Origin of the sequence: Halobaculum magnesiiphilum, from assembly GCF_019823105.1 — an archaeon.
GTDB lineage: Archaea > Halobacteriota > Halobacteria > Halobacteriales > Haloferacaceae > Halobaculum > Halobaculum magnesiiphilum.
The window spans coordinates 306179-329444 of the sequence record NZ_CP081960.1 but is presented as its reverse complement, the minus strand read 5'-3'; the positions used below and the strand labels follow the sequence as shown (position 1 = coordinate 329444).

The 23266-nt window shown below is 67.9% G+C and carries 22 protein-coding genes; 16 read left to right on the top strand and 6 right to left on the bottom strand.

Annotated features, from left to right (window positions below):
- The first annotated feature begins 1 nt into the window (after position 1).
- Together K6T50_RS18040 and K6T50_RS18035 are read left to right on the top strand one after the other, a co-directional pair.
- Positions 2-1123 (top strand): XdhC family protein, encoded by a 1122-nt coding sequence (locus K6T50_RS18040; protein WP_222609569.1) that lies wholly within the window; start codon positions 2-4, stop codon positions 1121-1123.
- The gene (locus tag K6T50_RS18035; RefSeq protein WP_222609231.1) at positions 1120-1335 is read left to right on the top strand and encodes a hypothetical protein; all 216 of its coding nucleotides are present in this window, start codon (positions 1120-1122) and stop codon (positions 1333-1335) included. Before K6T50_RS18040 ends, K6T50_RS18035 begins: the two co-directional genes overlap by 4 nt.
- A 61-nt stretch (positions 1336-1396) precedes the next feature.
- On the opposite strand, the gene K6T50_RS18030 is transcribed toward K6T50_RS18035, so the two are convergent.
- From K6T50_RS18030 to K6T50_RS18020, 3 genes are read right to left on the bottom strand one after another with little or no spacing between them, the layout of a single operon-like run.
- Complete coding sequence (locus K6T50_RS18030) at positions 1397-1861, bottom strand: YeeE/YedE family protein (RefSeq protein ID WP_222609230.1); 465 nt, start codon at positions 1859-1861, stop codon at positions 1397-1399.
- The gene (locus K6T50_RS18025; protein ID WP_222609229.1) at positions 1861-2355 is read right to left on the bottom strand and encodes a YeeE/YedE family protein; all 495 of its coding nucleotides are present in this window, start codon (positions 2353-2355) and stop codon (positions 1861-1863) included. The genes K6T50_RS18030 and K6T50_RS18025 overlap by 1 nt, the downstream gene beginning before the upstream one ends.
- Before the next feature lie 12 nt (positions 2356-2367).
- The gene (locus K6T50_RS18020) at positions 2368-3561 is read right to left on the bottom strand and encodes an MBL fold metallo-hydrolase (protein WP_222609228.1); all 1194 of its coding nucleotides are present in this window, start codon (positions 3559-3561) and stop codon (positions 2368-2370) included.
- Between the two features lie 243 nt (positions 3562-3804).
- On the opposite strand from K6T50_RS18020, the gene K6T50_RS18015 reads away from it, so the two are divergent.
- The 5 genes from K6T50_RS18015 (at position 3805) to K6T50_RS17995 (ending at position 7686) form a co-directional block, all read left to right on the top strand.
- Positions 3805-4050: a sulfurtransferase TusA family protein gene (locus tag K6T50_RS18015; protein WP_222609227.1), complete on the top strand. Its 246-nt coding sequence runs from the start codon at positions 3805-3807 to the stop codon at positions 4048-4050.
- A gap of 1 nt (position 4051) precedes the next feature.
- On the top strand, positions 4052-4651 hold the full coding sequence (locus K6T50_RS18010) for a DsrE/DsrF/DrsH-like family protein (protein ID WP_222609226.1): 600 nt from the start codon (positions 4052-4054) through the stop codon (positions 4649-4651).
- Positions 4652-4992: 341 nt separating this feature from the next.
- Complete coding sequence (locus K6T50_RS18005) at positions 4993-6429, top strand: cytochrome ubiquinol oxidase subunit I (RefSeq protein WP_222609225.1); 1437 nt, start codon at positions 4993-4995, stop codon at positions 6427-6429.
- A complete protein-coding gene (locus K6T50_RS18000) occupies positions 6422-7423 on the top strand; it encodes a cytochrome d ubiquinol oxidase subunit II (RefSeq protein ID WP_222609224.1) in 1002 nt (333 codons plus the stop codon). Before K6T50_RS18005 ends, K6T50_RS18000 begins: the two co-directional genes overlap by 8 nt.
- A gap of 2 nt (positions 7424-7425) precedes the next feature.
- Positions 7426-7686, top strand: coding sequence for a hypothetical protein (locus tag K6T50_RS17995; RefSeq protein ID WP_222609223.1), 261 nt, complete (start codon positions 7426-7428; stop codon positions 7684-7686).
- 41 nt (positions 7687-7727) lie between these two features.
- On the opposite strand, the gene K6T50_RS17990 is transcribed toward K6T50_RS17995, so the two are convergent.
- From K6T50_RS17990 to K6T50_RS17980, 3 genes are all read right to left on the bottom strand, one after another.
- The gene (locus K6T50_RS17990) at positions 7728-7973 is read right to left on the bottom strand and encodes a hypothetical protein (RefSeq protein ID WP_225935460.1); all 246 of its coding nucleotides are present in this window, start codon (positions 7971-7973) and stop codon (positions 7728-7730) included.
- 167 nt (positions 7974-8140) lie between these two features.
- On the bottom strand, positions 8141-8539 hold the full coding sequence (locus K6T50_RS17985; protein WP_222609222.1) for a DUF5518 domain-containing protein: 399 nt from the start codon (positions 8537-8539) through the stop codon (positions 8141-8143).
- Positions 8540-8657: 118 nt separating this feature from the next.
- The gene (locus K6T50_RS17980) at positions 8658-9107 is read right to left on the bottom strand and encodes a hypothetical protein (RefSeq protein WP_222609221.1); all 450 of its coding nucleotides are present in this window, start codon (positions 9105-9107) and stop codon (positions 8658-8660) included.
- Between the two features lie 287 nt (positions 9108-9394).
- On the opposite strand from K6T50_RS17980, the gene K6T50_RS17975 reads away from it, so the two are divergent.
- The 9 genes from K6T50_RS17975 (at position 9395) to K6T50_RS17935 (ending at position 23264) form a co-directional block, all read left to right on the top strand.
- Entirely contained in the window at positions 9395-11311 is a 1917-nt protein-coding gene (locus K6T50_RS17975) for a hypothetical protein (protein ID WP_222609220.1), read from the top strand.
- A 22-nt stretch (positions 11312-11333) separates the two neighbouring features.
- Positions 11334-12974 (top strand): FtsZ/tubulin family protein, encoded by a 1641-nt coding sequence (locus K6T50_RS17970; protein WP_222609219.1) that lies wholly within the window; start codon positions 11334-11336, stop codon positions 12972-12974.
- Positions 12975-12977: 3 nt separating this feature from the next.
- Positions 12978-14507: a hypothetical protein gene (locus K6T50_RS17965; protein ID WP_222609218.1), complete on the top strand. Its 1530-nt coding sequence runs from the start codon at positions 12978-12980 to the stop codon at positions 14505-14507.
- A gap of 81 nt (positions 14508-14588) precedes the next feature.
- Positions 14589-15752 (top strand): FtsZ/tubulin family protein, encoded by a 1164-nt coding sequence (locus K6T50_RS17960; RefSeq protein ID WP_222609217.1) that lies wholly within the window; start codon positions 14589-14591, stop codon positions 15750-15752.
- Positions 15749-16036 carry a hypothetical protein gene (locus K6T50_RS17955; protein ID WP_222609216.1) on the top strand — a complete coding sequence of 96 codons (288 nt, stop codon included), beginning with the start codon at positions 15749-15751 and terminating at the stop codon, positions 16034-16036. Before K6T50_RS17960 ends, K6T50_RS17955 begins: the two co-directional genes overlap by 4 nt.
- Position 16037: 1 nt before the next feature.
- Positions 16038-17081, top strand: a complete 1044-nt coding sequence (locus tag K6T50_RS17950; protein ID WP_222609215.1) for a type 2 periplasmic-binding domain-containing protein — start codon at positions 16038-16040, stop codon at positions 17079-17081.
- Positions 17078-19162: a hypothetical protein gene (locus tag K6T50_RS17945; protein WP_222609214.1), complete on the top strand. Its 2085-nt coding sequence runs from the start codon at positions 17078-17080 to the stop codon at positions 19160-19162. Before K6T50_RS17950 ends, K6T50_RS17945 begins: the two co-directional genes overlap by 4 nt.
- Positions 19162-20361 (top strand): FtsZ/tubulin family protein, encoded by a 1200-nt coding sequence (locus K6T50_RS17940; protein WP_222609213.1) that lies wholly within the window; start codon positions 19162-19164, stop codon positions 20359-20361. The genes K6T50_RS17945 and K6T50_RS17940 overlap by 1 nt, the downstream gene beginning before the upstream one ends.
- A 5-nt stretch (positions 20362-20366) precedes the next feature.
- Complete coding sequence (locus K6T50_RS17935) at positions 20367-23264, top strand: carboxypeptidase regulatory-like domain-containing protein (protein WP_222609212.1); 2898 nt, start codon at positions 20367-20369, stop codon at positions 23262-23264.
- Positions 23265-23266 lie beyond the last annotated feature (2 nt).

Genomic DNA, 23266 nt, shown 5'->3' with positions numbered 1-23266 from the left:
CATGAATACGAACGAGTGGAGCCTCCCGGAGACGGAGCTGTTCGACCGGATCGGCGCCGCCCTCGAAGCCGGCGACGACGCCGTCCTCGCGACCGTCATCGCCGTCGAGGGGAGCGCGTATCGACGCCCCGGCGCGAAGATGCTGATCCGTCCGGACGGCGGCGCGGGAAGCATCACCGCCGGCTGCCTTGAGGACGAGGTCCGCGACCTCGCACGCGACGTGCTGGCGGCGGGAGCGGCGCGCGTCGAGACGTGGGATCTGACCGGCGACGATGACGTGTGGGGTATGGGTGTCGGCTGTAACGGGGTGATCACGGTCCTCCTCGAACCGCTGGGCGACGAGTACGAGCCCGTTGTCGCTGCCCGAGAGCGCGGGGAACCGGTCGCGACGGCGACGGTCGTCGACGGCCCGCTTCCGACAGCGACGCGGAGCGTCTACACCGGCGGCTCCTTCGAAGGGGAGTTGCCATCGGGAATCGCCGACGCGATCCGCGCGGACGCCGAGCGACTCCTCTCCGAGGGCGGCAGCGATATCAGAAGCGTCGACACGCCCGACGGGGAGGTCGAGGTGTTCGTCGACGCGGTTCGTCCTCCGCCCGAGGTGGTCGTGTTCGGCGCGGGCCACGACGTGCGACCGGTCGTCGAACTCGCGAAACTCGTCGACTTCCGGGTGACGGTCGTCGCGTTCCGGGGCGGACAGGTCGACGACGCTCGCGTCTCCGGGGCGGACGAGGTCGTCTCGGCCAGTCCCCGTGACGTGGCCGATCTTCGTGCGTGGGATGACGACACGTACGCGGTCGTGATGACCCACAACTTCGTCGACGATCGCCTCACCCTCGACGCGCTGTTGTCTACGCCGGTGGCGTACGTCGGGTTGATGGGACCCCGGAAGCGGTTCGAGGAGATGCGCGAGGCGTTCGCCGAGGAGGGGCGAACCTTCGGTGACGACGAACTCGACCGCATCTACACCCCGATCGGCGTGAACCTCGGCGGCGACAGTCCCTACCAGATCGCATACAGCATCGTCGCCGAGCTGCTCGCGGTCGCGAACGACCGCGATCCCGGCCATCTCGCCGATCGCGAGGGCCCGATCCACGACCGCATGGAGGCTGATTCACCGTGACCGTGGAGGAGGACGGGAGCGCGAGCGGCGGCTCCTCGATGCTGGCCCGGACGTGGGTGATCGCCGCGAACTACGGGACGCCCGAGGAGTACGACATCTCGCCCGCTCCCGAGTTCCGTGCGGTGTTGACCGGATCGGGACGGGTCGAGCTGGTCGACGACGACGGGGCGCTGGTCATGGCGGCTACCGTCGCGAGTCGCGTCCGTCGGTGACAACGACGCGTTCCCGTCGGTGACGACCACGAGAACCGATACCTGCCGAGAACGGAACCGATCAGTCGGTGCCCGCGGGCGACGCGTCGCTCGCGTCGTCGCGACTGCGCCACAGTCCCTGGGCGTACGCGCCGATGAACATCCCGGCGATCGCCCACAGGATCGGTAGATTGCCGACCCCGAGGCTGGCGTAGGCGGCGCCAGGGCAGATCCCCGAGAGACCCCACCCGACGCCGAAGACGGCGCCCCCGACGAGCACGTTATTGTCGAACGACTTCAGCCGCCGCTCGAACCTGCGGTTCGTCAGCGCCGGCCCGTCGAGCAGCTTCGGCGCGAGGAAGTACGCCGTCCCCGAGACGAGCGCGCCGCCGAACATGACGAACAGCAGTCCGATGTCCTCGAACTGGAGGAAGTCCAGCACGACCTCCGGCCGTGCCATGTGACTGAAGCCGAGGCCGAACCCGAAAACGAGTCCGCCGAGCGCGATCAGCGGCATGAACAATGGGTGGCGGTCGGTGTCGGCCATCAGGGACTCACCCCGATCGCGGCGACGAGTTGGGCGACGCCGATCGCGACGAGCAGGAACGTCGCGACGCCGACGAGCGACGTACGCGAGGCGGATCCGACGCCGCAGATACCGTGACCGGACGTACAGCCCTTCCCGACGCGGGTGCCGACGCCGACGAGAATTCCGCCGACGAACAGGCGCCACACCTGCACGTCGGTGGAGTATCGGAAGCCGTCACCGAGGGTCAGCGAGTAGATCGCCGCCCCGGCGACGATGCTGGCTGCGAACACTACTCGCCAGTCACGCGAGGAGACGTATTGCTGGAACCGGGATCGCCCCGATGCGTACGACAGCGTCGATTCGAGAAACGTGCTCGCGCCGGCACTGATGCCGGTGCCGAGGTAGATGATACCGGCGCCGAGTCCAACGAACAGGCCGCCGACGGCGTATCGGCCGATCCCGTTCGGGAAGTACTCGGCGAACACCTGCAGCGGAAGTGGATCGAGTACCATTGCGTGTGTTCGTTAATCGTCCGCCAGGGATTCCTGGCTGGCGGCGCAGTTGTTGGGGCCGAGTTCGAGGGTGAACGCCTCCTCGTCGTCGGCGGTTCGCTGGCCGAGGTTGGTCGCGATGATTTCCTCGTAGTTGGCGGGACGCGGTGGCATGTCCGCCAGCACCGTCTCCACGAACTCATCCTTGTCCATCGAGAGCGCGTCCATTCGATCCGTCAGGTCGACGATGGGCGCGGTGTACGTGCCGTCCTCCGCGGGAACCGCACTGTCGCTGACGTGGGCGCCGCCGATGAGCGTCCCGTCGGGCAGCCTCAGCACGCGTTCCTGCAACGACTCATAGAGCATCCGAGCGGCGTCCTCGGCGCCCTCGTCTCCCGCTTCGAGGTCGGGGCGGGCGACGCTCTCGATGAACAGCCCGTCGCCGGTCGCGAGCAGGCTCCCGCCGAGCAGGTAGGAGGTCATGCCGCTGGTGTGTCCGGGCGTGTGCATCGCCTCGATCGTCGCGTCGCCGACCGCGAACTCGTCGCCGTCGACTGCCGTCGTCAGTTCGTCGGCGTAAGTGATCCCGCGGTCGACCGCGGGCTCAGGAACGACGCCCTCGACTCCTTCGCCGTTGAGCGCTCGCACCCCCGAGATGTGGTCGGCGTGGACGTGCGTATCGAGGGCGTAGATCAGTTCTGCGCCGAGTTCCTCGGCGTCGTCGAGGTAACGATCGGTGAACGCGCGCAGCGGATCGACGACGGCCGCCTCGTCGCCGTCGACGAGCAGGTATCCGAGACAGCCCGAGGAGGGTCGGTGATACTGATACAGCGTTCCGGGGCCGTCGTAGTTCGTGACCGCCGTGCGCTCGTAGATGCGCGCCCAGCCGTTCATTCCGTCCTCCAGGTTGTTCACGTCGTACCCGTGATCGAGGAGCGTCCCGGCGACGAACTCGCTGGCGCCGCCCTTCGCGCACACAACGGTCACCTCCCGGTCGTCGGGGATCCGGTCGAGGACGTCGTCGTCGATCTCGTCGTCCAAGAACTCGAAGTAGGGGACGTTGATCGACTCGACGGTCTCGCCGGCGATCTTCCACTCCTCGTACTCGGAGGTCATCCGCACGTCCAGCAGCGTACTCTCCTCGCCGGCGTCGATCCGGCTCTTCAGCGACTCGGGAGGGACGATATCGGCGTCCGCGTCGGGCGTCGGGAAATCGTCGGGATTCATCGTAACACCGCTCAGTACTCGGGGGACAGGCATAAGAGTTCGGATAGAATATCTCAACATACACAATACTACTCCGGCGGCGGATCTCGGAGACGATTACGAATCCGATACGCAAAACCTACTATCTACCTCGAATAATCGACACAACAGTTCTCCGATCTCGAGTTATCGGGACCGATATGATTTTAAGCCAGGAACCAATATTGTGTAATAGCTCCAATATAGTACCGGAGCGATTTCCCAATGAACGACACATACGACGTTACCGAGACGCTCGACGTGACAGGCGAATCGTGCCCGATGCCCGTCGTGAAGACGAAGTCAGCCGTGGACGGAATCGACGAGGGCGATACCCTCGAAGTGGTTGCGACCGACCCCGGCAGCATGAGCGACATCGACGGGTGGGCCGCCGGGACCGACGGCGTCGACCTGCTCGATCAGATCGACGACGGCGACGAGTTCAGACACTACGTTCGGAAAACCGCGTAAGATGAGCGCCGACACTCCCGAATCCTCGGCCGCCGGCGACGCCGAAGCCGACGCGGAGGAGCTGACCGAGGCGAAACTTCGAGCACGCGTCGAAGAGCTTGAAGATTCTGTCGCGCGGCTGGAGGCCGACGCCGACGACGGCCCGAAGAAGCTGACCATTATCGCCACGAAGGGGACCTTCGACATGGCGTATCCGCCGCTCATTCTGGCGTCGACCGCGGCCGCCTTCGGTTGGGAGGTCGTCGTGTTCCACACCTTCTGGGGACTGGACATCCTCCACGAGGAGAACTCCAAGAGCCTCCAGCTGTCTGCCGTCGGCAACCCGAACATGCCGATGCCGAACGCGCTGGCGGCCCTGCCCGGAATGGATCGCATGGCGACGAAACTGATGGAGCGGCGGATCGACGACAACGGGACCGCCACCATCGAGGAACTCGTCGAGGTCTCGCTCGAACAGGGGGTCGAGCTGCAGGCGTGTCAGATGACGATCGACCTGATGGACTACGACGAGGACGACTTCTACGACGAGGTGGTCACCGGCGTCGGCGCGGCCACCGCGCTCCAGCACATGGCGGAATCTGACGTGCAACTGCTCGTTTGAACGTCGTTTGAACCTCGTCTTTGGCGGTCAGCCCTCTGGAGTTGGGACGGGTCGATCGAAGTGACTGGAAACGATATCGTTCCGATCGTGTCGTCGGAGTCGCCGAGACGCGATGACTCGACAGGCTCGAGCGTCCACGAGGTCGGACGGTTCCCACACACTGGGAACAAGCGGCGGGTGTGATTCGTCGGTCTCCGTACTCCGTTCGTGAACGGACGGACGATGTCATCGAGACGTGAGGTGTTCGGTGGGCCTGCGGGTGGTTCGACGATCGGCGGTGCCGAACAAACTGTTATGTGTCATGACGTGTCGACTGTGAACTACTCGCACACGGACGCACAATGATAGATCCAGTCCTCGCGAGCCGGCTCCAGTTCGCCCTGACGACGATCGTCCACATCGTCTTCCCGGTGATGAGTATGGGCCTCGCGCCGTTTCTTATCTATTTCACGTGGCGCGAGATCCGCGGCGGCGACCCGGTGTACGAGCAGCTTCGACGCTTCTGGACCAAGATCTTCGCCATCTCGTTCGTTGTCGGGACGGTGACGGGGATCGTGTTGGAGTTCGAGTTCGGGACGAACTTCGCGGCGTTCTCGACGGCCGCGGGCGAGTTGTTCGGCGGGCCGCTCGCCGTCGAGGGCATGATGGCGTTCATGCTGGAGGCCACGTTCCTCGGCATCTTCGTGTTCGGGCGCGAGCGGGTGTCCGATCGCCTGTACATGATCTCCAGCGTCGCGGTGGGCCTCGGGACCTGGCTGTCGGCCGTCTGGATCCTCATCGCGAACTCGTGGATGCAGACCCCGCGAGGCTACGAGGTCGCCACCGAGAACGGGCAGCCGGTCATTCACCTCGTCGACCCGATCGCGGCGTACCTGAATCCGCGGTTCGGGTTCATGTTCGTCCACATGCAAAACGCCGCGGTCGAATCGGTCGCGCTGTTCATGGCCGGCGTCGCGGCGTACTACGTCTACCGCCACCACGTCTGGGGGTATCCCGTCGAGCACGTCGCGTTCTGGCAGAAGACCCTCAAGATCGCGCTTGTCGCGTTGCTGCTCACCGCTCCCCTCCAAGTGCTTCACGGCGATCTGTACGCCCGCCACGTCTACGAGACGCAGCCGCAGAAGTTCGCCGCGATGGAGGCCGTCTGGGACACCGAGGCGTACGTCCCGGAGTACATCTTCGCGATCCCGACGGACCTGAGCCAGATCACCGATCCCCGCGCGAAGGAGCTGTTCGGGATCGGGATCCCCGGCGGCGCCTCCTGGCTGGCGAGCGGGGGGAACCCGAACGCCGAGATCCGCGGACTGAACTCCTTCGAATCGGAGGCGCCGCCGGTCGCCATCGTGTTCTGGTCGTTCCGTGCGATGGTCGGGCTGGGCTTTTGGTTCATCCTCCTGGCGTTCTGGGGCGGCTACCGGTGGTACACCGGGGAACTGTTCGAGGACGGGCTGCTCCACAAGTCGCTGATGGCTTCGAGCCTGCTCGGGATCCTCGCGGTCGAGCTCGGGTGGGTCGTCACCGAGGTCGGCCGACAGCCGTGGGTGATTCAGGGCGTGCTCAAGACGAGCGAGGGGGTCTCGCCGGGACTGACCGGTACCGAGGCGATGATCACGCTGTCGGGATTCGCCACCGTCTACACCGCGATCCTCGCGGTGTACACGTACGTCATCGTGCGGCTCATCCGGAGCGGACCGCCGGACGAGGCGGACCTCGATTCGGTTCCGGACCGACGGCCGGAGTCGGACGCGGCACCCGCGGGGGTGAGCGACGATGACTAGCGTCGAGGCGCTCGCGGCGGGCCCGTTGTTCGGACTGCCGCTGCCGGAGCTGTGGTTCGCCCTCGTGTTCGCCATGTTGGGGACGTTCCTGTTTCTCGACGGCTTCGACTTCGGCGCCGGCGCGATCTTTGCGACGCTGGAGGACGGCGAGGCGCGCGAGACCGTCCTCTCGGCGATCGGTCCGTTCTGGGACGGTAACGAGGTCTGGCTCGTCGTCTTCGGCGGGGCCCTGTTCGCGGCGTTCCCGGCCGTGTACGCCAACCTGTTCAGCCGCCACTACCTCCTCATGTTCGGTATCCTCGGCGCGCTCATCCTCCGCGGGCTCGCGCCGGAGATGTACGAACAGCGCCACGACGAGCGCTGGCAGCGCTGGTGGGGCCGCTCGTTCATCGCCGGGAGCGTGCTCGCGCCGTTTCTCCTCGGCGCGTTCGCGGGCAACTGGCTCGTCGGCAGCCCTCGCTCTTTCACCCTCGCCGGGATCGTCGTCGGGGTCACGGTCACGGCGCTGACGGTCGTCTCCGGGGCCGCGTTCCTCCGCTTGAAGGCCGCGGACGCGCTTCCGGCGTCGGTGCGGCGGATCGGCCTCGGCGCTGTCGCGGCGTACCTGCTCTCGGTGGTCGTGACCCTCGGCGTCCTCGCAGTTCGCCTTCCCGCCGGCGTCGACGCGCTGGTGACGGCGCCGGTGATCGCGCTCGTCGTCGCCTCCGTCGCGCTGGCGGGCGGGTACGCGCTCGCGCTTCGGCGCGGGGCGAACCTCGCCGCTCTCGCGGCGGCCGCGGGGCTGACGTACGGGCTCGTCTCGGTCGTCGCGCTGCTCATGTATCCGAGCATGGACCCTGCCGCAGGCCTTACCGTCGGCGAGGCGATCGTCTCGACGTTGCCGTTGAATCTCATGTCGATCGGCGCCGCGCTGTTGTTGCCGCTCGTGGCGACGTACTTCGTCGTCCTCTATTCGGCGTTCAGCGGACCGATATCCGCCGGGGAGGCGTACTGACGATGCGCGAGGACGCCTCCGCCGCGGACGATGACGCGCCGACCGTCGAGTCAGGCTCCCCGACGCGGACGTTCCTCCTCTCGCGCGTGTTCATCACTTGGGCGGAACTGGTCGTCGTCGGCTTCGCCGGCGCGGCGCTCGGGGGCGCGGCGTCGGGTCCGCCACAGCTCGTCGTCTACCTGGCGACGGTCTTGGCGTCGGTGGCTGTGGTGCTGTACAACGTCGACCGGCTCGTTGCGGCTCGTCTCGCGTCGACGACGTAGCTGGCAGATACGGGCAACGGCTCGCAGGACGGCCTACGCGCTCACCCGGAGGTGTCCGTCGACTCGTCGCTCCCGGCTTCGGGTCCGTTCGTCGACTCGTCGATCTCGTCGCGGGTCGCGATCGCGAACAGAAGCAGCGCGCTCGGGAGGAACACGAGCGAGCCGGCCGCGGTCACCACGTCGTCGTTGACCATCCCGTACCCGACGCCGCCGACGGTCGCGGCGAGCGCAACGACCGCCGGGACGAGGAGCCGGCTCCGGAGCGCGTTCCCGACCCGCGTTCGCACGATCGACCGAAACATCCCTTGCTGTTCGTAGCGTCCGGATCTCCCTTGGCGTTGTCGGCGCGACCAACGTGTGTTGCTTGCGGCGTCGATCACGAAGTCGATTATCTCCCGCGGGGGGTGTCGAAATCAGACCGACGCTCGGGAGCGTCGCCGATAGCTTGACGAGCTCACCGCGTCGTCGTCGTTCCGGTCGCCTCCGGCTCGCGCCGTTCCTTCATCCAGCCGCCGAGGGCGCCCGCGGCGGCGCCCGGGATCGCCTGGGCGATCAGCGCGGTCACGCCCGAGACCAGCGTGATCGCCGCCGTCACCAGCCCAGCCGCAAGCGACTGCAACACGAGCAACACAGCAAGCACTGCGATCGCGCCGATGACGGTCGCGAGCCCGCCGTGGATGGCACCGGGAGTAACCCCCGAGACCATGTACCCAGCGACGAAGCCGCCGATCAGCCCCGGCGCCGCGAGCAGCAGCACCGAATTCCCCGACAGCGGCGTTACGAACGATAGCACGATGCTCAACCCGAGCGCGACTGCGAACCCTGTCAGGACTGCGTACCAGTCTATCTTCATACGGGACCGCGTACGCCGTCCGGCCGGTTTGTTCGGCTTTCCGTATTGGAACAGTAAGGAGTCTCGTTCTCTGCAGGTTGGTCAACGCCGTCGGTGACGCCGACGCCGTGGCCGGGGCTCAGACCGGCGGGGACTCGAGTTCGTCCCGGTTCACGGCGAGCTCGTACTCGACATCGTCGTACTCGTAGTACACGCGATCGATCGTCGCCTCCGACGGGAACTCCGCGATCGCGGTGACACACCGCGCCCGAGCGCCGGGTCTGATCTCGATCTTCGCGTACCAGTGCGGCGGGAGCCAGTCGACGGACTGTGATCCGCCGAGACCGACTCCCATCGAGTCGTCGGTGGCGTACTGGTATCGCTCCTCGTCGAGCACGTCGTGTTCGTCGTACCACCACTCGACCGGCTCGTCGCCGACGTTCTCCACCTCGAAGAACAGCACCGTCGCGGTGGCGGGCTCCTCGTCGTTGAACAGCCCGCCGTCGGTCGACTCGACGTCGTCGGCGACCCCGACGAGACGGACGTCGAACTCGTCGGTGATCGCACGGTTGACCGGACTGCTACTCATACGTCTCCTCCGACCACGCCGTCGACACGCTGACACGGAAACTGGCTGGCATCGCCGGAGGGTGTACCCGGGGTGACATAACGTTCACCCCGGATGAGGAACCTATCACACGGCGGTTTCGAACCTCCACTATCAGGGGAAAGAGATCCGGTAGTACACGCCTACTCAGAGGAAATTCGAGCGATATCGAGGGGACGTGCCGGTAAAAACAGGTTTCCTCTCAACTCTCAGATCCGAAAAATACGGTCAACTGTTTTATACGTGTGCCCGTGTGTGGCTGGTAGTACATGTCTAGAACCGCGCACGGGCAAACGGTCGCGTGGGGGGCCGCAGGGATCCCCCTCGTGATCGCGCTCGTGCAGACGTTGTTGGCGCTGTTCGGCTACACGTCGAACTCGGCGGGGCTCACGCCCATCGCGGATCCGGTGTTGTCGATCCCCGTGCTGTTCGAGGCGGCGGTGGTGTTCAAGGACAGTTCGGCGGTCGTGATGGGGCTGTTCCTGCTCATCGCGCTGGCGTGGGCGGCCCAGGGCGGCGCGATGTTGCTCGTCGAGCACCGCGAGGCCGCCTACGGGGCGGCAACGCTCTCGGCGGTGCTGTTCTTCGCGCTGTTCTTCGGCGTGTACGCGCCGCTGACCTCGGCCGACGTCCCGCTCGTCCAGCTCGCCGCGTTCTACGCCGTTCCGGTGTGCGCGGCCGCCCTGCAGCTGTTCGCGGTCGCGACGTATCCGTGGAACGAGGTGGTGCTCGAGGAGACCGGGGACGACCTCGGGCGTCTGGAGGCCGATCTCGCGAACAAGCGGTCGGCGTTCGACACCGCCTTCGACGCTCGGTTCGAGGGGCTCGAGACGCTCTCGAACGTCGCCCCCGGCGGCGTTCGCGACGTTCGCGAGGGCGCCGAGGAGTTCCGTACCCGGTTGGACGGAATCGAGGACGACATCGACGAGATACGGACGATGTCCGACGGCGAGGCCGCGCAGGCGGCCCGCGCCGGTGTCGAATCCGAGATCGACGGACTCGATCCTGAGGCCCGGATCGGGGAGCTCACAGACCGGCTTCGTCAGGCACTCGCCAGCGGGATCCGAACCGAGTACGGGGAGTTCGTCGTCCGCTCGGAGTACGGCGAGCGCTATCGGACGGTCAACCTCCCCACGAAGCATCGCGAAGTGTCGATCCCCGGCGGCGCGGACGCGGTCCACCTCGATCACGTCGACGAGGAGCTGGAGTCGCTGACGCGGTCGGCCGACTCGTTCGGCGCCGTCGCCGCGGCGATCGAGGCGGTCGACGAACATCGACAGCGAGTCCGTGCGCACGTTCGCGAGCGCGAGGCGCCCGTCGTGGAGGCGATCTCGACCGCGGAGGCACGGCTCGAGACGCTGGACGATCAGATCGACGCGATGGACGTTCCCTTCCGCGATCGGATCGACGAGGTGTTGGTCGCCGGACGGAACCCAGACCTCGCCGGCGCACGCGACGTGCGCTCGGAGCTCGACAGCGCGCGCGAGTCGCTGCACGACTGCCAGTTCGACGACGCCCTGTCGACCGCCGAGGACGCCGCGGAGCGGGCCGCGATGCTCGTCACGACGGCGGAACTGTTGTCGACGCTGGAGGCGACGATCGACGCCCGCCACGCCACGGTTTCGATCCCGACGGAGACGCCCGACGAATACATCGAGGCGATCGTTCCCGCCATCCGGGCCGGATACGACGGCGTCGACGCAACCATGGACGCCGGCGGCGGTCGGATCACGTTCACGTACGACGGCGTAGCGGCCGAGACGGGGGCGTCCAGCGACGTGGAGGCCGCGAACGACGCCTCCTCGGACACCGCCGGCGACACGGCCGGCACATCGAATCAGTCCGACGCGGTCGAGACTGGCTCGGGTCGGGAGTCGGTTCGCGTCGCACCGCCGGAGGAGGTCGTCGACGGCGTGTTGTACGCCTTCCGCGAGTTCGAGCGCGTCGCCGACGGCGACGACCGGATCGTTCAGTTCCGGCTGGAGGACCTCCCGGAGGCGGTCGCGACGCGGGACGTGCTCGTCAACGTCGAGCGGTTCGCCGGTCGACAGTCCGATCTGTTCGAGGCCGTCGACCTCCAGAGCCCCGAACCACCGGGATTCATCGAGTTCACCCCGGCCGAGGGCGAGTCGATCGAGCGATCCATGTCGGCGGCGCACCGTCGCTTCCGCGAAAAGTACACGTAACCGCATCCATAGAGACTACAAAATGACCGAATCCTGCGAGATCTGTTTTACCGCACCGGCGGACTGGGAGGAGGATAGCATCGAGGAACACGTTCTGAACGCCCACGGCGACGCGCAGCCGTCGGTTCGGGCCATCTACGGCGACCGGTTCGCCCACCTCTTCGAGGAGGGCGCGGGCGAGGACGGCGACGGAGCCGCCGGAGCTGGCGGTCCTGATACCCCCGCCGGCGACGACGACGCCCCGCCCGACCTGGGCGGCGCCGAGGACCTGGGTCCGGTGTCGATGGACGACGACGGCGAGATGTACGGCCGCAAGTGGTTCCTCATCGGGATCGGCGGCGCCGGCAACAACATCGTCGACGCGGTGTTGATGCGTCGGGACACGCTCGCGCGCAACCACGAGGACCGCGCCCGCATCTGGCAGGGCGGCCTGGCGGGCTACGGCCTGCTCAACACCAACATCGCGGAGTTGGAGCAGACCTACTACACCAAGGAGCTGAAGGAGTACTCCCGCAACGACCTCCTGTCGAACTCGATCATCGGGTTCGGCAAGCACGGCTACAGCGGGATGGGATACCGCTGGAGCAACGGCGCGAAGGTGGCGGCCGCCGACTTCGCCGAGGGGAGCAACCCCTTCCGCGACCGCTGGGACATGACGAGCCAGGACATCCGCGACGCGCAGGCAGTGATGCTTGTCCACAGCGTCACGAAGGGCACCGGCTGCGGGGCGACGCCGGTCATCGCCGAGAAGCTCCGCGAGGAGGTCCAGGAGTCGGGACTCGTCATCGATCAGGCGATCCTCAGCTCCGTCGTCATTCCCTCGGAGGGCGGACAGCAATCCGCGGTGGGCGGCCGTGCGAAGACGAACGGCGTGATCGGCCTGTCGCGCATCTCGCGGTCGGCCGACGCGATCATCCCGTTCAACAACGACCACCTGCGCCGTGCGAGCACCGACATCGAGCCGCGTATCGAGGGGATCGACCAGTACAACCCGCCGGAGTTCGCGGACCTCAACAAGCCGCTGGTGGCGTTCCTGGAGGCGTTCACGATGTCGTCGACGCCGCAACTCACCGACCGCGATGCGACGATGAGCATCCGCGGGAGCGTCTTCGACGTGGCCGACAGCTTCCGGCTGGTCGAGGACAAGTATCCGCACGACATGGCGCCCGAGGAGCGCCCGGCGGTCGTGCTCGCGCCGGCGCTGGGCCGGCTTCGATCGGACGACATCTCGCGGTCGAGCCTCGAACTGCTCACGCGCAACACGCTGTTGCAGAACCGGCTCGCCGACTTCGACCCTTCGACGGCGTGGGGCGGCAACTTCATGATCTACGGGCCGGAGGAGCAGATGTCGGACGTCTCCGAGTTCGTAACCGACGGGACGCTTCAGGAGATCCTCAACGGCGACGAGTTCCTCGACGCCGGCTCGCGCTCGGGCGTCGAGACCGTCGACGTGCAGCTGAACCAGCTCGTCATCCCGTACCTCGACGACGTGTTCATGTGGGGGACCCTGTGGAACCCACGGATGCCGTCGCTGGAGTCGATGTACGAGCACGCCAAGCGCCTGAAGGACGAGGGCCAGAGCGTGCAGGCGGAGGACATCCGCGACGTGTGGAACGAGGTGCAGCCGTTGTTCGACTGCCTCGGCCGGTCCAACATGCTGTGACCAATGTCGGGACCACCAATCGCGGCCGTGTTCATGGGGCTGTTCGGCGGCTCGGAGGAACCCGACATCGAGGCGATCGCGGATCGCCTCGGCTCGCGGCCGACCGAGGGCGACGTAAAGCGGACGCTCGGCGAACTCGAGGAGTCGCTTGACCGCCTCGCGGCGGCCGCCGACATCGCCGGCCCCGACGGCCGCGTCGAGAACGACGCCCCGCCCGCCGACAAGGCACGGGAACTCGCGATGCTGGTCGAGCGTGGACGCCTCAGCATCGATCGGCCCGTCTCGGGAGGGCAGGGCGGGGGCGGCTCAGAGGGCGACGGCGTCGTCGCGACCGTCGCCGACGACGTGTCCCGATCGAAGCGACCGAGCGGCCACCGGGCCGCGTCGCTGCTCGACGCGCTCGCGACCCCGTCGGCGACGGGGGAGGGAGCGGTCCGCGAGGCGCTCTCGGACGCGGTCGACAGGCTCGAGGCGGCCGACGACATCGACCGGGCGATCGAACCCGAGGACCCCGAGCGGACCGCGGGCCGACTGACTGGCGTCGACGACGACCTCGCGGCGGGCGTGGCCCGGATGGCCGAGGCCGCCGGCGTCGACGGCGACGCGGCGGCGACGGAGGTCGAGGACGCGCGCGTCGTCGTCGATCGCGCGCTCGGGCGGATCGACGGCCCACAGCCGCGGCGGGACGCGACGCTGGCCGAGCGGGTCGAACTCCTCGCGGAGGCCGCCACGGACGCCGACTCCGGTTCCGTCGCCGACGGCGCGCCGGGATCGGAGGCGGCGCGACGGGTCCGCGCGAACAACCGCGCCGAGTGTGAGCCGGCACGGGACCTGCTCGACGGCGTCGCCAGCGACGACCCCGAGGAGGTCGCCGACGCGCTTCGCGAGGGCGTCGACGCGCTCAACGAGGCCGCGACCGTGCGGAACCTCACCGCCGATGTCGACGCCGAAGACGTCGCCGCTCGGGTCCGGTCGCTCGGGGAGACGGTGTCCGGGATCGACGGCCCCGTCGCGGACGCCCTCGGCGACCGCGTCGATCGCCTCGAGGCGATGCTGGACCGCGCCGACGCGAGCAACGCCGTCGTCCCGTACGCGGTCCGCGAGGAGGTCGCCTTCTACGAGCGCGATTTGCTCCCGCTGCTCGAATCGGGGACGACCGGGGGCGGGGCCGACACGGACGTGACGGCCGCCGACGGTTCCGTGGGCGGAGGCGCGGTTGGTGGGGACGTGACGGGCGACGACGCCGGCACGGCCGTCGGCGATGCCGGCGCAGCGGTCGACGCGCTCGACGAGCGCAGACAGGAGATCCGCACTCGGTACGTCGACTCGCGAACCGACCACAACCACAGCATCCCGATGTTCTTCCTGTCGTTGACGGAGACGATGGAGGAGCACGCACGCGAGGCGCTCTCGGCCGGAGAGCAGGGGCGCGCACGGGGGATCGCCTCGGCGGCCGACGACTTGCTCGACCGAGTCGAGGCGCTGTACGAACGGAACGAGTACAGCGTGATGCTTAGACGGCTCCGCGGGTGACCCCCGGTTCCAGTTATCGCAAAGCGTACATGTGACGGTAGAGTTATGTTGGCCTTACCAAAAGTCCGGGTCAGGTAGACAATGCCATATCTCTTTGTCGGCGCCGGTCAGGCCGGGTGTTCGCTGGTGGATGCGGTGTTCGACCACCAGCGTGTCGCCCAACTGGCTACGCCAGTCGCGTTCAACTCGACGATACGGGACCTCCAGAACCTCTCGAACATCGAACGGGAGGCGTGGTACGGGGTCTCCGAGGGGAGTGGGCTCGTACCCGGCACTACGGCGGGGTTCGAGGAGGAGGTAACAGGCGGGTTCGGCAGGGACCCGGAGAAGGCCGATGCCGCGCTCTCGGGACAGCAGCCCCAGTTAGTAGACGCCTACGAGGAGCGATTCGGCGACGGCACGCCGCCCTTCGCGTTCCTGTTCCTCGGGCTGGGCGGGGGCACCGGGTGCGGGATCGCGCCACACCTCGCGGAGGCGATCCGCGAGTACGGCGGCTCGTCGACGGACATCATCGCCGTCGCGGTCCTCCCCAACACCGCGGGAACGGTGACCGGCGACGACGGCCCGAGCGCCACCCGCCAGGCGACGAACGCGATGTACGGGCTCGACAGACTGGAGGAACACGTCGACGGGGTGATCCTCATCGACAACCAGCGGCTCGCGTACGAGGACGCCGCGGAGGGCCGGTTCAACGAGTACAACGACTACGCCGCTTCGGCGATCGTCGACCTCATTTCCGGCCCGATCCTCGAACGGATCAACCCCGGTGAGTACGACGACCTCGACGCGCCCGTGATCGACCTGCAGGACGTTGTCACGTCGCTCACGCTCGACGACGGCGGCGTCGGCTACGCGACGCTCGGGCGGTCGGTCACGATGACGCGTTCGCTTCCCGGCTATCTGCTTCCGTTCGTCGGGCGCAAGTCGGTCGACGGGGCGACGCTCTCGCGACTGGCCGTCTCGAAACGCAGCGTCGAGGACGTGAACCCGACGGACGCGGTCAAGGCGATCGGACAAGTTCGCGCGCCCGCGCCGTACCTCGTTGACGACGACTACCGGATCCAGGTGTCGGTGATCCGCGGGCTGCTCGACTCCTACTGCCCGGAGGTCAACATCGGGATGACGCTGACGAAGCGGAACCTCGCGTCGTTCACGACGCTGTTGACGTTCGCGCGCGAGGACATCTCCCGGCTGGCAGAGATCGAGGACCTCGCGGCCGAGCACGCGGCGGGGGTGACGCCGTGAAGGGAGTCGACCGCACGCGCGGGGCGACGGTGCTGGTCGCGGTCGGGCTCGTCCTGCTGGGCGGCGTGCTCGCGACGACCGGGGTCGCACAGGAGTCCGCCGCCGACAGCCAGCCGATCGGCGCGCTCACCGACGAGATCGCCCAGCAGTACGACGAGACGAACACGGCGGTCTCGATGGCGTCGTTCCCGCTCTCGCCGGCGCTGCTCGGCGGCGGCCTCGGCGTCGGGATCGGCGCGATCGGGGGTGCGGTGTTCGCCTATCAGAACCGGGGGATGCGCTGAGATGACGGGGACGCGATCCAGCGCCGCGCTCGTCGTGGCGGTCGTCACGATCGCGTTGGCCGTCGGTCCCGGCGTCGTTGCCGGCGCGGCGAACCCGGACTCCCCGTGCGCGGGCGTCGCGGACAACCGGCTCGTCGCGTACTACGACACCGACGACCGCGTCGGCGACGCGACCGTCTACCCGGGGACGACGCTGACGCTGTACGTCTGCTCGGGCGACGAACCGGAGCCGTACGACACGGCGTGGGGCTTCGATGCGGGCGAAGCACAGGGGATAGAGTCGGTGACGGAGCGTGACTCGAGCGTCGTCGTCACGGTCGCCGCCGGCGTCGACGGTATCGACCCCGCGAGCGCGGTGACACAGAAGTCCGACCTCTCCGGCCCGACGATCGGCGTTCAGAACGGGTACTCGGCCACGACGACCGTGGACGGGGAGCCGGTGACCCTCCAGTTCGCATCCCAGTCGGATCTGGAGACGTATCGGAGCGCGAACGAGGCGTTCGAGACGCGGCGCTCCGAGGCGACGAACGCCTCCGAGACGCTCGCGGCCGCGGCGGAGAACGGGAGCGCACTCGAGACGGACCCGGAGGACCAGTTGGCGACCGTCGAGGAAGCCAACCTGACGACCGCGGGTCAGCGGCTCGAACGGGCGACGTTCGCCGCCGCCGAGGCGGGCGACGCCCAGGACGCGCGGACGGTGATCGACGCCGTCGAGACGAAGCGTTCGGCCACCCAAGCGACGACGCGCGAGAACCTGAACGCGTATCTCAGCGCCCTCGAACGACGCGGCGGGAACGCGGCGATGACCGTTCGGCTCGTTCTCGGCGGCGCGCTCGTGGGCGGCCTCGTCGTCGGTGCGGGAGTCGGCTACCTCCTCGCTCGCCGAACGTTGGAGAAGATCGAGATCGACCGGGGCGTCTCGACGGCGACGCAGTACAGCCCGAAGCAGATCGCGGTGCCGCTGGCCCTCGGCGTCGTCGCGCTCGTCGTCGCGGCGGTCGGCGCCGTCCTCGGCGGCGGTGACCTCTTGGCGGTGATTCTATGAAGAGACAGTACAAGGCAGCACTCGGAATCGGTGGAATCGTTCTCGCGACCGCGCTCGTGGGCCTGCTCTCGTTCCTCTATTTCGGCTCACAGATCGGCGTGTACGTCATCGGCGTCGGGGCGCCCCTCGCCGTCGTGGCGTCCATCGGACTGTACGTCCGTGGCGTGCTCACGCGTGACAATACCAGTCAGGGCGACTTCGTGCAGGAAGCCGCCCGCTCGGCAGCGGAGGCGTTCCGCGACGAACTGACGACGTACAACCGACTCAAGGCCGAACACGACCGGTGGGACCCCGGCGAACTCGAGACGCGGGCACGCCAGGTCGCCGACGACTTCGGGGACGCCGGCGTCCACGTCGACGTGGCCGCGGCGACGATCTCGGTCGATTCGCCCGGCCGCGTGCAGGAGTTCGACAAGCTGCAGGCCGACGTGAGCACCTTCGCCGACGATCGCGACGAGTCGTTCGCGGAGTTCGGCCGCTCGCAGATCGAACACGCCCGGCAGGGCGCGCGCTCGGTCAACGAGTCCGTGCTCGACGGCGACGGCGTGCCGGTCTCGACGGTACCGAACGACGTCCCCGACGGCGGTGCCCCCGAGGAGACCGAGCGCGTCCTCTCGAAGGCGCGCGAGGAGGCGGCCGACGTGTTCGAGGACGCGGTCGACCGCATCGAATCGACCGTCGACGAGTACGACGGCGACGCCGCGCGGATCGAGTCCCATCTCGAAACTGCGCGCGCAGCTATCGACGACGCCGACTGGGACGCCGCCAGCGCCGCCATCGACGACGCCCAGGGCGACGCCGAGTCGGAGGTGAGCGCGGCGTTCACCGCCGACCGCGACAGCATCGACAAGCTCCTCTCGACGATCGACTCCGTCGACGTCGACCGCTACGCGGCCGACGAGGACCTGCGGACGTTCGATGAGGCGCGCGAGACGCTCTCAGGTATCGACTCGGCGCTCGCGAGCGACGAGTTGGACGCCGTCGGCGAGAACGTTCGCCGGGCGGCGACGAGCGTCGTGGCGACCCTCGAGACGGAACTGGAGACGAACGTCGAGGTGATCAGGGACGCGGACGTGCCGGTCGGCTTCTACACGGCGCCGCCGGCGGTGGCGACCGACTACGAGGCGCGGCTCCGCGAGTCCGATGACCTAGACGCGTTCCGCGAGGAGTGGCTCGCGGCCGCAGCCGACCTGACGGAGGCGGTCGACTCGGCCGAGTCGAAGGCCTCCGTGGCCGACTCCTACGGCATGGTCGAAGAGCGGATCGCCGACGGTGTTCGGACGGAGGGGCGCGTAACCGGCGACGACCTGCCGGTCCGTGACGCGACGCCGTTCCTCGAGTTGTACGCCGAGGCGAACGACGGCGTCGAGTTCGACCAGTCGGTGCCGGCGATCACCGCCGAGGGCGGCGGCGAGTCGTACGCCGTGACCGCCACCGCGCAGTTGGCGACCTCGACCGGGGAGGAGCACGATCTGACGATCGAACTCTCCGGTGACGGCGTCTCCGAGCGCGAGACGGCGAGCACGTTCGTCGCCACGGAGGCGACGTTCGACGAGGTGCCCTACGGTGAGTACACGGTCACCGCGACCACGCCGACCGAGAGCTTCGCCGACGCGGAGGCGACGTTGCAGGTCTCCGACGACGAGTCCGTCGAACTCGTGCTCGAGGAGATCGGGCTCCGCGAGCGCGTCTGCGGTGACGACACCGATGATGTGCGGAGCCAACTCCCGACGGTGGCGCCCAAGTTGGAGGAGGGATTCGCCGCCGACGAGTACCTCACGCCCGACTCGGACATCCCCGTCGCGGCCGAGTACGTCCCCTGTCTCCTCGTCCTGTGGGCCGAGGAGGAGGGCCACGAGGCGACGCTCGACGACGGGCGCGTCCTCGTGTACGACCACGACCAGTTCCGGTCGCGGCTGGACACCATAACGACCCACAACCTGAGTGACGGCGAAACGATGACATACGACGAAATGCGGCGGAAGTTCCTCTCCGTACCGGCCTCCGACGACCTCATTCGCACGACGCTGCGTGAGCTCGACGCCGACGTCGCCGCCGACGAGACGGGGGTGAGCGCCTGATGTCCCGGGCGGACACGTTCACCCGTTGGGGCGTGGTCGCATCGGGTGAGGGCGGCGGCCGGATCGCGGCCGAACTGCTCGCCCGCGAGGAGAACCCCGGCATCGACGACAGGATCGCGCTGTTGAACACGAACCGCGCGGACATCCTGAACACCATCGAGCGGGCGTCGCTCGACGACACCTCCGAGTACACGACGGTGTTCGGATCCAAGCGCGGCGTCGGCAACAACTTCATCGCCGGCGAGCAGTGTGCACGCGAGGACGTCGACCTCATCGTCGGCGACATTCAAGAGCGGATGACCGGCGCCGACGCGTTCATGCACATGACGACGCTCGGCGGCGGGACCGGCAACGGGTCGATCCCGTACCTGATCGAACAGCTGTCCGGCGGGTCGGACGCGTCGAACCTCCGGCCCTGGATGGACAGCGTCGTCCACGTCGCGCTGGCGGCGTGGCCCTACTACGACGAGCCCGCACAGCGGCAGTTCAACGCCCTGATGGGGCTGTCACGCCTCCTGATGCGACGGGACGGCCAGCAGAACGCCGACATGGTGTTGCTGGCGAGCAACTCCCACCTCGACGGCGACGGGGATCAGGGCAGCTACGACGCGGTGAACGACAAGATCGTCACCGCGATCGACCTGTTCATCAGCGCCGGCCGCGAGGCCCGCGGCGTCATCGACGTGGAGGATTACGTCGCCCAGCCGTCGAACATCGGCGCGTACCACTTCACGCCCGCGGTCGCGACCGGCCTCAACGGGCGGATGCTCGAATACGAACTGATGTTCGACCGCGCGGCCGAACAGACGTTCGTCCCGATGGACGTGACGACGGCGCGTGCGGCGTACGCGGTCGTTCGCGCGCCCGAACAGCTCATCGAGTCGGGCGACATCACCGAGACCGGCGTCCAGTCGGCCTTCGGCGAGTGGAAGCGCGACAACGACATCGGCGGCGCGGTCGGGATGACGACGCTCACGCCGAAGCAGACCCGCGGCAACGACGTGGACGTGCTGGTGTTGCTCGGCGGCTTCGACCTGAACCCGCTGCTCGATCACTCTCGGGACGCTTTCGAGACGCACAAGCAGAACGTCGAGGCCGCACGTCAGCTCGGGAACGCGCCCGAGGACTCCATCTCGGAGGCGCACGTCGCCGACCTCACGGAGAACCTCGAACGCTACGTGTCGATCAACGCGAGGTGACCGAGATGGGAACCAGCACACTCCAGTCGGTGCTCGTTGCGCTCCTCGCGCTCGCGCTCGTCGCCGGACCGGCGACGGCGGCCGTGACTGCCGTCGCTCCCGCCTCCGACACGGCGGACGAACTGACGACCTCGGGGACGGTGATGGCGCCCGGTGACCTGAACCGGACGGACTCGGGAACGCTCGAGTTCGAACTCGACGCCGAGCGTGTCGGCGACGAGTCGGAGGTGAACGTCCTGATTGAATCGGCCGGCGAGGAAGACACCGTCACCACAACGGCTCAGAACCCGAACGAGAGCGAAGTGTACCGCTACCGAGTCGCCTCGAGTGACCTCCCCGACTTCTCCCTGGCGAACGCGACCGTCCAGGTGTATCAGGAGTCCGATGGGAACCGGACCGACTACCTCACCGAACAGGGTGTCGACCTCCGGCACCTCGACATCGCCGACGGGAGCGCGTCCTTCGACGACAGCGGACGGCTTACCCTGGATGCGACGGACGCAACCGCAGGCCTCAATGGGTCGTCGTTCGATCTTGCGGCGACCGCCGACGGCGACGACCGGTCCGCGACGCTCTCGGCGACGCTCGAGAACGGGACGGTCACGATCGACCGAAACGGCGCGTTCACCGGGCTGCTGGCGCCCCCGGCGACCCTGACGCTCGCGGCGATCGACGGCGGACCGTCGGTCACGGGCGATACCGGCGTGACGCTCGCTGACGTCGCCCCCGACGCGACCGTCCTCGTGTCGCCGGGACGCGTGACGGTACAGTCGCCGCTGTTGGTCGCCGACACTGAATACGGTGTGTACCTCAACACGACCGACCCGGACGGCGAGTACGCGGAGACGACGACCGCGGAGGGGACTGACGGCGTTACGTCGGTGACCGTCGAGAACGAGTACGTCGCCGGCACCGACAGCATCGCCGTCGATGTCTCGACGGACGGCTCGTCGGTTCTGTCGCAAACCCACGAGCCTACCGGCGCCGTTTCCGCGGCCGTCGACGACGGCCAACGGAGCGTGACTCTCGCGGAGACGAGCTTCACTGGACAGGACGTCTCGTTCGTCCTGTTGTCGACCGAACGCGATATCGAAGTGGTGAGCGATGCGGCCACGGACGGCTCGACGCTCGCGTTGTCCGGGCTCCCGGACGGACAAGGCCTCGATAGGAACGGCACCTACCGAATGGTCGTCGCCTTCGCCAACGCGCCGTCACAAACCGTTGCCGTCGGCGACGGGGAGGGGAGCTCGTCGCTCGTTCCGGTGACGAACGGTACGCAGGCGACCGGGACGAACGGAACGGCCGCGCCGAACGGGTCGACCGGGAACGAGTCGTCCCTGCTCCCGTTCGGCTCCGGGGGCGTCCCCGGCGGTCAGTTCACGCTCGGCTTGGGCGCCGGACTGGCCGTGCTGATCGTGTTGGGGGTCGGCTACGTCGTCGGCCAGTCGATAGGCGGCGGCTCTGGCTCCGGCGCGTCGGCAGCAACACAGCGGACGCGGGACGTCCGCGTTCGGATCACCGACGGGTTCGCGAACGAGCGGCTCTCGGATGAGGTGTACCTGACGGCACGCCCGACCGGGCAGTCATCGGCGTCGACGAGCGGCGTCAACCACGAAAGCGGCGGTCGAGAAGAGGCCGTCGACGGCGGGGTCGTTACGTGGACGCTCAACGCCGAGCCGTACGAGTTCACCGCCTCCTACAACGGCACCACCGTCACCGAGACGGCGGAGTTGCTCGACGAGAAACTGACTCTCAGCTTCCAACCCGTGAGCAAACACGTCAGCGTCATCGACGAGACCGGGGAGCCGGTGGAGGGTGCGACCGTGACCGCCGAGTTCGACGGCGAGCGGATCTCCGAGCCGACCGACGCCAACGGGCGGGCGTCGCTGACGCTCCCGGTGACCGCCTCCTCCGTGGAGGTGACCGCGACACACGATCGATACGAGCCCGACTCCCGCAGGGTGAACGACCCGAACGACCTCCCGTCGGAGCTGCGGGTCGTCGGTAAGACCGGCACACTCAGGCTCGAAACCGCGATCGGCGGGGAGCCGACGGACGCGGTAGATGTTAGCCTCGATACCGACGACGAGTGGCTTCGCGAGCGGCTCCAGGAGTCGAGCCCGACCGACGAGGGCGACGACGCGGTCGGCCTTCCGGCGGGCGAGTATACCCTGGTCGGCTCGGTCGACGGCGCCCCGTTCGAGGACGTTCGATCGCGGGTCACCGTCCCCGAGGACGACACCACGTCCGTCACACTGGACGTGCCCTTCGAATACGAGTTGTCGGCGACACAGCGGGAATCGCTGGAGGCGTTGCGCCGCGAGGCGGACGACCTCCTGCCGGGTGGGCGTCTCGACTCGGCCATCCACGGCTACTACGCCAGCGTCGCGCAGTCGTTGGCCGACGCCGTCGAACGGGTCCCCGAGTCGGGAACCCGCTTCGCGGAGACCGGCGTCGAACCCGATCCGGTCGTCGACGCGACGTTGTCCGCGGGTCGCGGCTGCGTCGAGGGCGTCGACAACGCGATGAACACGAAACACAACGTCGACCTCTTCAGCGCGTGCGCCGACATGCGCGAGGCCTCCGAGGAGTGGCGGGCCGACTACGACCTCGACGACCTCTTCGAGCTGGCAGCGGCCGACCGTGTGAGCCAGCGAGCCGAACTGAAATCGAAGCTCTCGGAGGCCGAATCGACCGTCGAGGACAACCGTGGCGAGGTGAACGTCATCTCCCCCGCGGGCGACGTACTCGAGGAACTCCAGGCGTACGAAAGCGAGACGAGGGAGTCGGACGAGGTGCGCAACGCGGCGTTCGTCTTCGCTGTCGCCGGGTTCGCCGAGGCGGTCGCGGAACTGTTCGAACACCCGCGGCTGCTCGACCGACTCAACAGGACGATGTACTGACG